This window comes from Promicromonospora sp. NPDC023987 (genome assembly GCF_040639055.1).
Classification (GTDB): domain Bacteria; phylum Actinomycetota; class Actinomycetes; order Actinomycetales; family Cellulomonadaceae; genus Promicromonospora.
Window position 1 is genome coordinate 1 of sequence record NZ_JBEZZF010000103.1, and the last position, 13,694, is coordinate 13,694.

14 protein-coding genes are annotated in these 13,694 nt (G+C 72.1%); 13 read left to right on the forward strand and 1 reads right to left on the reverse strand.

Annotated features, from left to right (window positions below):
• Positions 1-81: 81 nt before the first annotated feature.
• Complete coding sequence (locus AB0F40_RS25885; RefSeq protein ID WP_357474751.1) at positions 82-1,065, reverse strand: quinone oxidoreductase; 984 nt, start codon at positions 1,063-1,065, stop codon at positions 82-84.
• Between the two features lie 34 nt (positions 1,066-1,099).
• Here AB0F40_RS25885 and AB0F40_RS25890 point away from each other — a divergent pair, with 34 nt between their 5' ends.
• The 13 genes from AB0F40_RS25890 to AB0F40_RS25950 all read left to right on the forward strand — a co-directional run bounded on the left by AB0F40_RS25890 (position 1,100) and on the right by AB0F40_RS25950 (position 13,587).
• Entirely contained in the window at positions 1,100-1,594 is a 495-nt protein-coding gene (locus AB0F40_RS25890) for a GNAT family N-acetyltransferase (protein ID WP_357474754.1), read from the forward strand.
• 68 nt (positions 1,595-1,662) lie between these two features.
• Positions 1,663-2,745, forward strand: a complete 1,083-nt coding sequence (argC, locus tag AB0F40_RS25895) for an N-acetyl-gamma-glutamyl-phosphate reductase (protein WP_357474757.1) — start codon at positions 1,663-1,665, stop codon at positions 2,743-2,745.
• Positions 2,742-3,938 carry a bifunctional glutamate N-acetyltransferase/amino-acid acetyltransferase ArgJ gene (gene argJ / locus AB0F40_RS25900; RefSeq protein ID WP_357474759.1) on the forward strand — a complete coding sequence of 399 codons (1,197 nt, stop codon included), beginning with the start codon at positions 2,742-2,744 and terminating at the stop codon, positions 3,936-3,938. Before argC ends, argJ begins: the two co-directional genes overlap by 4 nt.
• Positions 3,935-4,921 carry an acetylglutamate kinase gene (gene argB / locus AB0F40_RS25905; RefSeq protein ID WP_357474762.1) on the forward strand — a complete coding sequence of 329 codons (987 nt, stop codon included), beginning with the start codon at positions 3,935-3,937 and terminating at the stop codon, positions 4,919-4,921. The genes argJ and argB overlap by 4 nt, the downstream gene beginning before the upstream one ends.
• On the forward strand, positions 4,918-6,216 hold the full coding sequence (locus AB0F40_RS25910) for an acetylornithine transaminase (protein ID WP_357474765.1): 1,299 nt from the start codon (positions 4,918-4,920) through the stop codon (positions 6,214-6,216). The genes argB and AB0F40_RS25910 overlap by 4 nt, the downstream gene beginning before the upstream one ends.
• Positions 6,213-7,142 carry an ornithine carbamoyltransferase gene (argF, locus tag AB0F40_RS25915; RefSeq protein WP_357474768.1) on the forward strand — a complete coding sequence of 310 codons (930 nt, stop codon included), beginning with the start codon at positions 6,213-6,215 and terminating at the stop codon, positions 7,140-7,142. Before AB0F40_RS25910 ends, argF begins: the two co-directional genes overlap by 4 nt.
• A complete protein-coding gene (locus AB0F40_RS25920; RefSeq protein WP_357474771.1) occupies positions 7,142-7,651 on the forward strand; it encodes an arginine repressor in 510 nt (169 codons plus the stop codon). Before argF ends, AB0F40_RS25920 begins: the two co-directional genes overlap by 1 nt.
• A 50-nt stretch (positions 7,652-7,701) precedes the next feature.
• On the forward strand, positions 7,702-8,931 hold the full coding sequence (locus tag AB0F40_RS25925) for an argininosuccinate synthase (RefSeq protein ID WP_357474774.1): 1,230 nt from the start codon (positions 7,702-7,704) through the stop codon (positions 8,929-8,931).
• Entirely contained in the window at positions 8,928-10,424 is a 1,497-nt protein-coding gene (gene argH / locus AB0F40_RS25930) for an argininosuccinate lyase (RefSeq protein WP_357474777.1), read from the forward strand. The genes AB0F40_RS25925 and argH overlap by 4 nt, the downstream gene beginning before the upstream one ends.
• A 108-nt stretch (positions 10,425-10,532) precedes the next feature.
• The gene (locus AB0F40_RS25935) at positions 10,533-11,093 is read left to right on the forward strand and encodes a uridine kinase (protein WP_357474780.1); all 561 of its coding nucleotides are present in this window, start codon (positions 10,533-10,535) and stop codon (positions 11,091-11,093) included.
• A 73-nt stretch (positions 11,094-11,166) separates the two neighbouring features.
• Entirely contained in the window at positions 11,167-11,529 is a 363-nt protein-coding gene (locus AB0F40_RS25940; protein WP_357474783.1) for a helix-turn-helix transcriptional regulator, read from the forward strand.
• Positions 11,529-12,875 carry a permease prefix domain 1-containing protein gene (locus AB0F40_RS25945; RefSeq protein ID WP_357474785.1) on the forward strand — a complete coding sequence of 449 codons (1,347 nt, stop codon included), beginning with the start codon at positions 11,529-11,531 and terminating at the stop codon, positions 12,873-12,875. Before AB0F40_RS25940 ends, AB0F40_RS25945 begins: the two co-directional genes overlap by 1 nt.
• Before the next feature lie 22 nt (positions 12,876-12,897).
• On the forward strand, positions 12,898-13,587 hold the full coding sequence (locus AB0F40_RS25950) for a DNA-3-methyladenine glycosylase (RefSeq protein ID WP_357474787.1): 690 nt from the start codon (positions 12,898-12,900) through the stop codon (positions 13,585-13,587).
• Positions 13,588-13,694: the final 107 nt, after the last annotated feature.

The window sequence follows — 13,694 nt, forward strand, 5'->3', positions numbered from 1 at the left end:
TTGCCTTGAGATCGGCCGGTTGATTGACCGATCTCAAGGCAACGGACCGAAGTCACGGAGTCCGCACCGAGCGAGCCGGGCTCAGGGCACCAGCAGCACCTTGCCGGTCGTGGCCCGGCCCTCCAGCGCCTCGTGCGCGGACCCGGCGTCGGCCAGCGAGAACTTGGCCCCGACATGGACGTCGAGGTCGCCCGACGCAGCGGCCTCGAGCACCTCGGAGGTGCGCCACTCGAGCTCGTCCCGGCTGAGCGTGTAGTGCGCGATCGTCGGCCGCGTGAGGAACAGCGAGCCGCCCTTGTTGAGGCGCTGCGGGTCGAACGGCGGTACCTGGCCCGACGCCCCGCCGAACAGCACCAGCATCCCGCGCGGCCGCAGGGAGGCGAGCGACGCCTCGAAGGTGGCCTTGCCGACGCCGTCGTACACGACGTGCACTCCCTGGCCGTCGGTGAGCTCGCGCACGGCCGCCGACAGCTCGCTCGTGAGGTCGGACATCGCCGCGTAGTCGATGGTGTGCGCCGCCCCGGCCGCTGCCGAGAGCGCCGCCTTCTCGGGCGTCGAGACCGTGGTGAGGACCCGGCCCCCGTTCGCGACGGCGAGCTGGGTCGCCAGCAGTCCGACGCCGCCCGCGCCCGCTGTCAGCAGCACGTCGTGCCCCGGCCGCACCTCGAACGTGGACCGGACGAGGTAGTGCGCGGTGATGCCCTGCAGGGGGAGGGCAGCGGCGGTGGTGAGGTCCAGCCCGTCGGGTACCGGAACGACGCCGGCGGCGTCCACCGCGGCCAGCTCCGCGTACGAGCCGGGCCCGGCGTGCCAGGCCACGCGGTCGCCCACGGCGAAGCCGCTGACGTCGTCGCCGAGCGCCTCCACGGTGCCGGCACCCTCGACACCCACGACGTGCGGGTAGTCCATCGGGTAGACGCCGGAGCGGCGGTACGTGTCGATGAAGTTCACGCCCGCCGCGGCGACACGGACCAGGAGCTGCCCAGGGCCCGGCGTCGGGTCGGGAAGCTCGGTGTACTGCAGGACCTCGGGACCGCCCGCTTCACGGGCTACGACTGCGTGCATGGAACGAGCCTATGCCGCGGGTAGCGTGCTCCGCGTGACCCGAACCATCCGTCCCTTCGCCGAGCGTGACTGGCCCGCCGTCTGGCCCGTCATCGATGCCGTCTGCCGGGAGGGCGAGACCTACACCTATCCGGTCGAGATCTCCGAGGCGGACGCACGCGCGTACTGGATCGAGCGGCCGCCCGGCGCCACGGTGGTGCTCGAGGAGGACGGCGTGGTGCTCGGCACCGCCAAGATGGGCCCCAACAAGCCGGGCAACGGTGCCCACGTCGGTACGGCGTCCTTCATGGTGTCCGACGCCGCTCGCGGGCGCGGGGTCGGGCGCGCGCTGGGGGAGCACGTCATCGAGTGGCACCGTGAGCAGGGCTTCCGGGGGATCCAGTTCAACGCCGTCGTCGAGTCCAACACCTCGGCGGTGCGCCTGTGGCAGTCGCTCGGGTTCGAGATCGTCGGCACGGTGCCGGGTGCGTTCCGCTCGCCGAGGCATGGGTACACGGGGCTGCACGTGATGTATCTGTCGCTCGTCTGACAGGGCTCTCGGGCGAGGCCCACCGGCTGGGTGTCGCGACCGTCGCATATTTATGTACACTGCGGAATATGTCCAGCAGCCAGCTCATCCGCGTCGCCGTCGCCGGCGCGTCCGGTTATGCGGGCGGGGAGGCCCTCCGCCTCCTGGCGGCCCATCCCTTCGTCGAGATCGGCACGCTCACCGCGCACACCAACGCGGGGTCGAGCCTCGGTGAGGTCCAGCCGCACCTGCGCGGCCTCGCCCACCGCATCCTGGAGCCCACCACGCCCGACACGCTCCTGGGGCACGACGTCGTGCTGCTCGGCCTGCCGCACGGTGCGTCCGGTCAGGTGGCGAGCCAGCTCCCGGACGACGTCCTCGTCGTCGACCTGGGCGCCGACCACCGGCTGGAGTCCGCGAGCGACTGGGAGCAGTTCTACGGCTCGACGCACGCGGGGACCTGGCCCTACGGGCTGCCCGAGCTGATCCACGCCGAGGCGCCCGGCGTCGACGTCGCCTCCGCCGCCCGCCAGCGCGACAAGCTCGCCGGCGCGCGCCGCATCGCGGTGCCCGGCTGCAACGTCACGGCGGTGACGCTCGGCCTGCAGCCCGGCGTGGCCGCGGGCGTGGTGGAGCCCACCGACATCGTGGCCGTGCTGGCCAACGGCTACTCGGGTGCGGGCAAGGCGCTCAAGCCGCACCTCCTGGCGAGCGAGGCCCTCGGGTCCGCGCAGCCGTACGCGGTGGGCGGCACGCACCGGCACATCCCGGAGATCCGGCAGAACCTGCGGGCCGCCGGCGCGCCCGAGGTGACCATCAGCTTCACGCCAACCCTCGTGCCGATGGCCCGGGGCATCCTCGCGACGGCCACGGCCCCGCTGGCCCAGGGCGTCGACCCGGAGCAGGTCCGCGCCGCGTGGGAGGCCGCGTACGCGGACGAGCCGTTCGTGCACCTGCTCCCGGAGGGCCAGTGGCCCAGCACCGCGATGACGCTGGGCGCCAACACCGCGTGCGTGCAGGTCGCGGTCGACGCCGCGGCGCGCCGGGTCGTCACCGTCACCGCCATCGACAACCTCGTCAAGGGGACAGCGGGCGCTGCGATCCAGTCCATGAACCTCGCCCTCGGCCTGCGGGAGACCGCCGGCCTCATCACCGAAGGAGTCGCGCCATGACCGACACCGCAGCGGGGGTCACCGCAGCGCAGGGGTTCCGGGCCGCCGGCATCACCGCCGGCCTCAAGGCCTCCGGCACGCCGGACCTGGCCCTCGTCGTCAACGACGGACCCGAGCACACCGCCGCCGCGGTGTTCACGAGCAACCGTGTGGTCGGCGCACCCGTCATGTGGTCGCGCCAGGCGGTCAAGGACGGCGTCGCCCGCGCCGTCGTGCTCAACTCCGGCGGCGCGAACGTCTGCACGGGACCCGGCGGGTTCCAGGACGCGCACGCCACCGCGGAGCAGGTCGCCACCGAGCTGGGCATCGGCGCTATCGACGTGCTGGTCGGATCGACCGGACTGATCGGCGTCCGGCTGGCCGCCGAGAAGCTGCTGGCGGGCATCCCCGTGGCCGTCGGTGCGCTCGCGGCCGACGCCGCCGGTGGGCAGGCCGCCGCCACCGCGATCATGACCACCGACACCGTGTCCAAGACAGCGGTGCGCACCGTCGAGACGCCGGCCGGCACCTTCACCGTTGGCGGCATGGCCAAGGGCGCCGGCATGCTCGCCCCGGCCCTGGCGACCATGCTGTGCGTGATCACCACCGACGCGTCCGTCCCGGCCGAAACGGCCGACACTGCTCTGCGCGCCGCGACCCGGGTCACCTTCGACCGCGTCGACTCCGACGGCGCCATGTCCACCTCGGACACCGTCGTGCTCATGGCCTCCGGCGCCTCCGGCGTGACGCCGGACCTCGACGTGCTGACCGAGGCCGTCACCGCCATCTGCGCCGACCTGGCCCGTCAGCTCATCGCCGACGCCGAGGGCGCCTCCCACGACATCGCCATCACCGTCACGAACGCCACCACCGAGGACGCGGCGCTCGCCGTCGCCCGCGCCGTCAGCCGGTCCAACCTGGTCAAGGCCGCGGTCTTCGGCAACGACCCCAACTGGGGCCGCATCCTCTCCCAGGTCGGCACCGTGCCGGAGGACGTGGCCCCGTTCGACCCCGCCGAGCTCGACGTGAGCGTCAACGGCGTCCTGGTCTGCAAGGCGGGCGGCGCCTACGAGCCGCCGGAGAAGGTCGACATGGCCGCGGCCCGCGAGGTCACGTTCACCATCGACCTGCACGCGGGCGACGCCGAGATCACGCTCTGGACCAACGACCTCACGCACGACTACGTCCACGAGAACAGCGCGTACAGCTCATGAGCAGCGATATCGTCAACGGGCTGCGGCCCGACCAGAAGGCAGAGGTGCTCATCGAGGCACTGCCCTGGCTGCAGGAGTTCTCCGGCGCGCTCGTCGTCGTCAAGTACGGCGGCAACGCGATGATCGACGCACGCCTCAAAGCCGCGTTCGCCCAGGACATGGTGTTCCTGCGGCAGGTGGGCCTGCGCCCCGTCGTCGTGCACGGCGGGGGACCGCAGATCAACGCCATGCTCGACCGGCTCGGCATCGCCTCGGAGTTCAAGGGCGGCCTGCGCGTCACCACGCCCGAGGCGATGGAGGTCGTGCGCATGGTCCTGACCGGGCAGGTCAGCCGCGAGCTGGTGGGCCTGATCAACGCGCACGGCCCGGTCGCCGTCGGCCTGTCGGGGGAGGACGGCGGCCTGTTCGGCGCCGAGCGCCGCCACGCGATGGTGCAGGGGGAGGCCGTCGACGTCGGCCTCGTCGGCGACGTCGTCCAGGTGGACCCGCGTGCCGTGGAGGACCTGCTGGCAGCCGGCCGCATCCCCGTGGTCTCCACGATCGCGCCCGACAAGGACGACCCCACCCAGGTGCTGAACGTCAACGCGGACACCGCCGCCTCGGCGCTCGCGGTGGCGCTCGGCGCCAAGAAGCTCATCGTCCTGACCGACGTCGAGGGGCTCTACACGGCGTGGCCCGACAAGGGCTCGCTGGTGCAGCGGATCACGGCACCCGAGCTGGCCGAGCTCCTGCCCGGCCTGGAGTCGGGGATGGTGCCGAAGATGGAGGCGTGCCTGCGTGCGGTCGAGGGCGGGGTGCCCGCCGCGACGGTCATCGACGGCCGCCAGCCGCACAGCGCGCTGCTGGAGGTCTTCACCACGCAGGGCAACGGGACGATGGTGGTTCCAGCGCCCGCGCCGGTCGAGCCTGTCCCTCCGTTGGTCGAGCCTGTCCCTCCGTTGGTCGAGCCTGTCGAGACCCTGGAAAGAGGAAGCAACGCATGAGCACGGTGATCCCGGCCGAGGACGGCTCGGCCCTGTCCGCGAACGGCTCCGTCGCCGGGTGGACCGAGCGGTACACGGGCGCGGTGATGGACACCTTCGGTCCGCCGCAGCGCGTGCTGGTGCGCGGTGAGGGTGCCTATGTGTGGGACGCGGACGGTGAGCGGTACCTCGACCTGCTCGGCGGCATCGCGGTGAACTCGCTGGGCCACGCGCACCCGACGCTCACGGCGGCGATCAGCGCCCAGCTCGGCACGCTGGGCCACGTCTCGAACTTCTTCGGCACCCCCGCTCAGATCGCGCTGGCCGAGACGCTGCAGCGCGTGGCCGAGGCGCCGGACGGCTCGCGCGTGTTCCTGACCAACTCGGGCACGGAGGCGGTCGAGGCGGCGTTCAAGATGACGCGCCGGGTCGCGTCGTCGTCGGGCGTGGGCACCCGCACGCGGGTGCTCGCTCTGGAGGGTGCCTTCCACGGGCGGTCGATGGGCGCCCTTGCCCTGACGGCGAAGGCCGCGTACCGGGAGCCGTTCGAGCCGCTGCCCGGCGGCGTCGAGCACCTGCCGTTCGGCGACCTCGCCGCCCTGGAGGTGGCGTTCACGCCGGAGTCCGTCGCCGAGCACGGCGAGGTGGCGGCCCTGGTGGTGGAGCCGGTGCAGGGCGAGGCCGGCGTGCGGCCGCTGCCGTCGGGCTACCTTGCCGCCGCGCGCCGCCTGACCACCGCGCACGGCGCGCTGCTCGTCCTGGACGAGATCCAGACCGGCATGGGCCGGTGCGGGTCCTGGTTCGCCTATCAGCAGCCGGAGATCGGCGGCGGCATCGTGCCCGACGTCGTCGCGGTCGCCAAGGGCCTCGGCGGCGGGTTCCCCGTCGGCGCGGTGATCGCGTACGGCGCGGCCGCGAACCTGCTGGATCGCGGGCAGCACGGCAGCACGTTCGGCGGGAACCCGGTCGCCGCAGCGGCCGCGCTCGCGACGATCGGCGTGATCGAGCGCGACGGGCTGCTGGCGAACGTGCGGGAGACCGGGGCGCTGCTGCGCCAGGAGATCGAGGCGTGCGGCAGCCCGCTCGTCAAGGAGGTCCGCGGGCGCGGGCTGCTGCTCGCCGTCGTGCTGAACGAGCCCGTGGCAGCGCAGGTCGCGAGCGCGGCGCTGGAGGCAGGGTTCATCGTGAACGCCGTGGCCCCCGACGCGATCCGGCTCGCGCCGCCCCTGATCCTGACGGCAGAGCAGGCCGCGGAGGCCGCCCGCTTCTTCGCGACGCTGGTCGAGCCCGTCGAGACCGAGGAGAACCCCGCATGACCCGCCACTTCCTGCGCGACGACGACCTGACGCCCGCCGAGCAGAAGGCCGTCCTGGAGCTCGGCCTCACCCTGCGCGCGGACCGGTTCGCCCGACGCCCCCTCGAGGGACCGCGCGCCGTCGCGTTCATCACCGACAAGCCGACCCTGCGTACCCAGGTGTCGTTCGCCACGGGCATCGCGGAGCTCGGCGGCTTCCCCCTCCTGGTGGACGGCAACCTCGCCAGGATCGGTGTGCGCGAGTCCATCGCCGACACCACACGGGTCCTGGACCGTCAGGTCTCCGCGATCGTGTGGCGCACGTTCGGTCAGGAGCGCATCGACGAGATGGCCGCCGTCTCGCGCGTGCCGGTCGTCAACGCGCTGACCGACCAGTTCCACCCGTGCCAGATCCTCGCGGACCTGCTCACGGTGGCGCAGCACCGGGGGATCGAGGCCCTGCCGGGCACCACGTTCGCCTACGTCGGCGACGCCGCCAACAACATGGGCAGCTCGTACCTGCTGGGCGGGGCCACGGCCGGCCTGCACGTTCGCGTGGCGGGCCCGGAGGGCTTCCTGCCCGACGCCGCGGTCGTCGCCCGGGCGCGTGACATCGCCGGGGAGACGGGCGGCTCGGTGACCGTGACGACGTCGGCCAAGGAGGCCGTCGCAGGGGCCGACGTCGTGGCCACCGACACCTGGGTGTCGATGGGCGACGAGGCCGAGGCCGAGGAGCGGGCCAAGCCGTTCCGGGACTTCCAGCTGAACGCGGAACTGCTCGCGAGCGCCGCCGACGGCGCGCTGGTGCTGCACTGCCTGCCTGCCTACCGCGGCAGGGAGATCACCGCCGACGTCATCGACGGCCCGCAGTCCGTGGTCTGGGACGAGGCCGAGAACCGCCTGCACGCGCAGAAGGCGCTGCTGGCCTGGCTGCTGGAGCAGAGCTGATGGTCACGAAGCAGACGGCGACCACCGCGACGACGAAGGCGGCGCGGCACGCTCGGATCACCGAGATCGTGCTCCGCAACGCCATCCACTCGCAGGCGGAGCTGGCCGACGCGCTGGCGGCCGACGGCGTGAGCGTTACCCAGGGCACGCTCTCGCGGGACCTCATCGAGCTGCAGGCGGAGAAGGTGCGCGGTTCGGACGGCACGCTCGTCTACGCGGTCCCGGGTGAGGGCGGGGACCGCAGCGCGCAGTCGGACGCGAGCGAGGAGTACCTGTCCGCGCGCCTGACCCGGCTCGCCAAGGAGCTGCTGGTGTCGGCCGAGTCGTCGGGAAACCTCGTGGTGCTCCGCACCCCGCCGGGGGCGGCGAACCTGCTGGCCTCGGCGATCGACCACTCCGTGTTCCCCGGGATGCTCGGCACCATCGCGGGGGACGACACGATCCTCGTGATCGCACGCGACGCCGACGGCGCCGCACTGGCGGGACGCTTCCTCGCGCTCAGCGCCTGAGAACACTTCACAATCGCACTGACACCACCACCGGAAAGAGATCGTCAATCATGACTGAACGCGTCGTGCTCGCCTACTCGGGCGGCCTGGACACCTCCGTCGCCATCGGCTGGATCGCCGAGGCCACCGGGGCCGAGGTGGTCGCCGTGGCCGTCGACGTCGGCCAGGGCGGCGAGGACATGAACGTCATCCGCAAGCGTGCGCTGGACTGCGGCGCCGTCGAGGCGTACGTCGCCGACGCGCGCGACGAGTTCGCCACGGAGTACTGCATGCCCGCGCTGCGGGCCAACGGCATGTACCTCGACCGCTACCCGCTGGTCTCCGCCATCTCGCGCCCCGTCATCGTGAAGCACATGGTGCGCGCGGCCCGCCAGTTCGGCGCCTCCACCGTGGCGCACGGCTGCACCGGCAAGGGCAACGACCAGGTCCGCTTCGAGGTGGCCACCACCTCGCTCGCGCCCGACCTCAAGTCGATCGCGCCGGTGCGTGACCTCGCGCTGACCCGCGAGAAGGCCATCGACTACGCGGAGAAGCACGACCTGCCGATCGCGACCACGAAGAACAACCCGTTCTCGATCGACCAGAACGTGTGGGGCCGCGCCGTGGAGACGGGCTTCCTCGAGGACATCTGGAACGAGCCGACGAAGGACGTCTACTCCTACACGGACGACCCGACGTTCCCGCCGGTCGCCGACGAGGTGCTGATCACCTTCGAGCAGGGCGTCCCGGTGGCGATCGACGGCGTCGCCGTCAGCCCGCTGCAGGCCATCCAGGAGATGAACCGCCGCGCCGGCGCGCAGGGCGTCGGCCGCATCGACATCGTCGAGGACCGCCTCGTTGGCATCAAGTCCCGCGAGATCTACGAGGCCCCGGGTGCGATCGCGCTCATCGCCGCGCACCAGGAGCTGGAGAACGTCACCCTGGAGCGGGAGCAGGCCCGGTTCAAGCGCCAGGTGGAGCAGCGCTGGAGCGAGCTCGTGTACGACGGCATGTGGTTCTCGCCCCTGAAGAAGTCGCTCGACGTCTTCGTCGACGACACGCAGAAGTACGTCTCCGGCGACATCCGCATGGTGCTGCACGGTGGTCGCGCCACGGTGACCGGGCGCCGCTCGGAGCAGTCGCTGTACGACTTCAACCTCGCCACCTACGACGAGGGCGACGCGTTCGACCAGTCGCAGGCCCGCGGGTTCATCGAGATCTACGGCCTCACGGCGAAGCTCGCCGCGGCGCGCGACGAGAAGTTCGGCAACGGCGTGGAGCTGGGGGTCGGGGCACTGTGACGGAGCACGACGGCACACCGCAGGACGAGGCGGGGCGGGACGTCTCGCGCCAGGCGTCCGGCACCGTCGGCGCGCACTCCGGCGAGAAGGTCGCCCTCTGGGGCGGCCGGTTCGCCGGGGGGCCGGCCCCCGAGCTGGCCGCGCTCTCGCAGTCGACGCACTTCGACTGGCGGCTCGCGCCCTACGACATCGCCGGGTCGCGGGCGCACGCCCGCGTCCTGGCGGGCGCGGGTCTGCTCACCGAGCCGGAGCTCGCGCGGATGATCGACGCCCTGGACATCCTGGAGCAGGACGTCGCCTCGGGCACGTTCCTCCCGGTCCTGGACGACGAGGACGTGCACACCGCCCTCGAGCGCGGCCTGCTGGAGCGGGCCGGGGACGAGCTGGGCGGCAAGCTCCGCGCCGGCCGGTCCCGTAACGACCAGATCGCCACGCTGGTGCGGCTCTACCTGCGCGACCAGGCGCGCACCATCGGTGTGCAGGTCCTGGACCTCGTGGACGAGCTGATCACCCAGGCGGTCGCCGCAGGCGACGCCCCGATGCCGGGGCGCACCCACCTGCAGCACGCCCAGCCGGTCCTGCTGGCGCACCACCTGCTGGCGCACGCCTGGCCGCTGCTGCGCGACGTCGACCGCTTCCTCGACTGGGACGTGCGCGCCTCGAAGTCGCCCTACGGCTCCGGCGCGCTCGCGGGCTCGTCGCTGGGTCTCGACCCGGCGGCCGTCGCGGCGGACCTGGGGCTGGAGGGTGGCCCGGTCGAGAACTCGATCGACGGCACGGCCTCGCGCGACGTGGCGGCCGAGTTCGCGTTCGTCGCGGCGATGATCGCCGTCGACCTGTCGCGGATCGCCGAGGAGGTCATCCTCTGGAACACCAAGGAGTTCGGGTTCGTCCGCCTGGACGACGCGTACTCCACCGGCTCGTCGATCATGCCGCAGAAGAAGAACCCGGACATCGCCGAGCTCGCCCGTGGCAAGGCGGGCCGCGTGATCGGTGACCTCGTGGGCCTCATGACCACCCTCAAGGGCCTCCCGCTCGCGTACAACCGCGACCTGCAGGAGGACAAGGAGCCGGTGTTCGACCAGGTGGCGACGCTCACGACCGTGCTGCCCGCGTTCTCGGGCATGGTGCGGACGATGGTCTTCGACACCGACCGCATGGCCGAGCTCGCCCCGCAGGGCTTCTCGCTCGCCACCGACATCGCCGAGTGGCTCGTGCGGCAGGGTGTCCCGTTCCGGGTCGCCCACGAGGTCGCGGGCACGTGCGTGCAGGAGTGCGAGGCGCGCGGCATCGAGCTCTGGGACCTGTCCGACGGGGACCTCGCCAAGATCTCGGAGCACCTCACGCCCGAGGTGCGCGGCGTGCTGTCGGTCGAGGGCTCGCTCGCGTCGCGCGACGCGGTCGGCGGCACCGCCCCGGCCCGTGTCCGGGAACAGATCGAGCTGGCGAAGGAACGCTCGACGGAGTACCGCTTCTGGGCCGAGCCGGAGTAGCGACGGCCGGGCGCGACCCGGCGCGACCCAGCGATTGTGCCCGGATCTCGGGTGAGTTCCGGGCACAATCGCTGGGTATACCTGTCCGAGGTATCTGAGGGGAGTGAGATGAGCGTTTCGCCTTCCGTGCTCGGCGAGCTGCTGGGGCGGATCCGGGTCGCCGACGCGCGCCTCGTGTGCGTCGACGGACCGGCCGGTTCGGGCAAGACCACGCTGGCCGCCCAGCTCGGCGACGCGTTGGAGGCCCCCGTCATCCACATGGACGACCTCTACGAGGGCTGGGCCGGCGGGCCCGACGCAGGGGCGGCGAATCTCGGCCGGTGGGTCCTGGCCCCGTTGAGCGCGGGGGAGCGCGTCCGCTACCGCCGCTACGACTGGCTCGACGGCGCCTGGGCCGAGTGGCACGACATCCCGCCGTCGACCTACCTCGTGGCCGAGGGCTGCGGCGCGGCGGCGCGGCAGGTGGACGCGCTGGGTGCGTACCGCATCTGGGTGGAGACCGACGACGCCGAACGGCTGCGCCGAGGCCTGGAGCGCGACGGCGCTGACGCCCGTGACCACTGGCTGCAGTGGATGCGGGACGAGGCCGCACACTACGAGCGAGAGCACACCCGCGAGCGCGCTGATGTGCGGCTGGACGGGTTCGGCAGGCCCGTCGAAGAGGCGTAGACGCAATACCTAGTTCTGCTAGGCCTAGGTCTGCTAGGGTTCCTACCCTAGAAGAACTAGGCATAGGAGTGCTATGCACATCGACAAAGATCTGGTGGCGGCCTCGGCCACGCCCCTCGTCCTCGGCATCCTGGCCGACGGCGAGTCGTACGGCTACGCGATCGTCAAGCGCGTCAACGAGCTCTCGGGCGGCCGCATGCAGTGGACCGACGGCATGCTCTACCCCCTGCTGCACCGCCTGGAGCGGCTCGGGTACGTGCAAGCCAGCTGGGGCATGTCGGACGCCGGACGCCGCCGCAAGCACTACGCGATCACCCGGACCGGCCGGGACGCGCTCGCCGAGCGGCAGCAGCAGTGGTCGGTCGTCGCCGACGCGCTGAAGCAGGTGTGGCAGGACGTCCAGCCCCCGCCCGCCGTGGCCGAAGGGTGGGCCTGATGACCGACCACTCGCAGCTCGAAGCGCAGATCGACCAGTGGCGCGGCTACGTCCAGCGCCGTCGGGCCATCTCGGCAGGCGACGTCGAGGAGATGGAGGACCACCTGCGCGAGCAGGTGACCGACCTGACCCGCACCGGGCTCGACGACGACGAGGCGTTCCTGGTCTCGGTCAAGCGCATGGGCAACCTCGACGATGTCTCCCGCGAGTTCGCCCGCGAGCACTCCGACCGGCTCTGGAAGCAGCTCGTGCTGGTCCCCGACGAGCCCGACGCCGGCACGAAGCCCTGGCGCGAGCTCGGCGTCGTCCTCGCGCTCGCCCTCGGCGCCGGGACCGCGGTCAAGGCCGGGACCGAGCTGTTCGACGACGAGATGGTGGTCCTGCGCAACATCGGCCTGCTCGTGCTCCCGTTCCTCGCCGGCTACTTCGCCTGGAAGCGGAAGCTCACCTGGCGGGTCGCCGGCGCCCTCGCGATCCCGTTCGCGCTCCTGGCCCTGGTGCTGAACGTCTACCCGTTCGACCCGGACGGCTCGACCCTGTTCCTCGCCGCCAGCCACTCGATGGTGGCCCTGTGGGCACTGATCTCGGTCGCGTACGCGGGTGGGCGATGGCGGTCCGACTCCCGCCGCATGGACTACGTCCGCTTCACCGGCGAGCTCGCGATCTACTTCGTGCTGATCGCCCTCGGCGGGGGAGTGCTGATCGGGCTCACCCTCGGCACCCTCGGGCTGGTCGGCGTCGACTTCGAACCAGTCCTCGAGTCCTGGATCCTGCCGTTCTGCGTGCCCGGCGCCCTGATCGTCGCGGCCTGGCTGGTCGAGGCCAAGCAGAACGTCGTCGAGAACATCGCGCCCGTCCTGACGCGCGTCTTCACACCGCTGACCATCGTGATGCTGCTGGTCTTCCTGGGGGTCTTCGCCACCACGGGAGGCCTGCTCGACGTCGACCGCGAGCTCCTCATCCTCATGGACATGGTGCTCGTGCTGGTCCTGTGCCTGCTGCTCTACTCGATCTCCGCGCGCGACTCGCTCGCGCCGCCCGGGCTGTTCGACGTGCTCCAGCTCGTCCTCGTGGTCGCGGCGCTCGCGGTCGACGCGATCACCCTGAGCGCGATGCTGACCCGCATCGCCGAGTTCGGGTTCAGCGCGAACAAGGTGGCGGCCCTGGGGCTGAACCTCGTGCTGCTGGTGCACCTGGTCCGGTCGGCGTGGCTGTCCGTCGGGTTCCTGCGAGGCACCCGGGCGTTCGGGCCGATCGAGCGGTGGCAGACCAGATACCTCCCGGCCTACGCCGGGTGGGCCATGATCGTGGTCGTGGTCTTCCCGCCGGTCTTCGCGTTCGCATAGCTGGTCCGTGCATGATCAGGGCATGATCGTTTCCGACGGCGCCCCCAGCAGTGTCCCGGGCAGGGACTGGTACGCGCGACCGGTCCTCGACGTCGCCAGGGACCTGCTGGGGGCCGTCCTCACGAGACGTACGCCCGACGGCGTCGTCTCCCTGCGCCTCACCGAGGTCGAGGCGTACGACGGCGCTTCCGACCCGGGCTCGCACGCCTACCGCGGGCGCACCCGGCGCAACGCGACGATGTTCGGCGCGCCTGGCCACCTGTACGTGTACCGCCACCTGGGCCTGCACCACTGCGTCAACGTCGTGTGCGGGCCGGACGGCGAGGCCTCCGCGGTGCTCCTGCGAGCGGGCGAGGTGGTCGACGGCGCGGACCTGGCTCGCTCGCGCCGCCTCGCCTCCGGCGTCGCCCGGACCGAGCGGGACCTCGCGCGCGGCCCGGCCCGGCTAGCAGTCGCCCTGGGCCTCGACCTGTCCGACGACGGCGCCGACGTCACAGCGCCCGAGGCCGGCGTGGCGCTGCACCTGCGGGCCGGGCCCTCGTTGGCCGGGCCCTCGCTGGTCGAGCCTGTCGAGACCTCCGCCGTCGTCCGCACCGGGCCGCGCGTCGGCGTGAGCGGCGAGGGAGGCCGCGCCGACCTGTTCCCCTGGCGCTTCTGGCTGGACGCGGAGCCGACCGTCTCGGTCTACCGCGCAGCACCCGCGCGCACCTGAGACCGGCAGGCGATCCAGGAGATGAGTTCGGTCGCTCGGGATGAGATCGGTCAATCAAGCGACCGATCTCATCCCCACAGACACAACTCAAAAAGTTTTCACAGCCG

Bases quoted from the DNA above. Each gene is read 5' to 3' on its own strand.
- AB0F40_RS25885 (WP_357474751.1), bottom strand. From the start codon at position 1,065: ATGCACGCAGTCGTAGCCCGTGAAGCGGGCGGTCCCGAGGTCCTGCAG.
- argC (WP_357474757.1), top strand. From the start codon at position 1,663: ATGTCCAGCAGCCAGCTCATCCGCGTCGCCGTCGCCGGCGCGTCCGGT.
- argJ (WP_357474759.1), top strand. From the start codon at position 2,742: ATGACCGACACCGCAGCGGGGGTCACCGCAGCGCAGGGGTTCCGGGCC.
- argB (WP_357474762.1), top strand. From the start codon at position 3,935: ATGAGCAGCGATATCGTCAACGGGCTGCGGCCCGACCAGAAGGCAGAG.
- AB0F40_RS25910 (WP_357474765.1), top strand. From the start codon at position 4,918: ATGAGCACGGTGATCCCGGCCGAGGACGGCTCGGCCCTGTCCGCGAAC.
- argF (WP_357474768.1), top strand. From the start codon at position 6,213: ATGACCCGCCACTTCCTGCGCGACGACGACCTGACGCCCGCCGAGCAG.
- AB0F40_RS25920 (WP_357474771.1), top strand. From the start codon at position 7,142: ATGGTCACGAAGCAGACGGCGACCACCGCGACGACGAAGGCGGCGCGG.
- AB0F40_RS25925 (WP_357474774.1), top strand. From the start codon at position 7,702: ATGACTGAACGCGTCGTGCTCGCCTACTCGGGCGGCCTGGACACCTCC.
- AB0F40_RS25935 (WP_357474780.1), top strand. From the start codon at position 10,533: ATGAGCGTTTCGCCTTCCGTGCTCGGCGAGCTGCTGGGGCGGATCCGG.
- AB0F40_RS25940 (WP_357474783.1), top strand. From the start codon at position 11,167: ATGCACATCGACAAAGATCTGGTGGCGGCCTCGGCCACGCCCCTCGTC.
- AB0F40_RS25945 (WP_357474785.1), top strand. From the start codon at position 11,529: ATGACCGACCACTCGCAGCTCGAAGCGCAGATCGACCAGTGGCGCGGC.
- AB0F40_RS25950 (WP_357474787.1), top strand. From the start codon at position 12,898: ATGATCGTTTCCGACGGCGCCCCCAGCAGTGTCCCGGGCAGGGACTGG.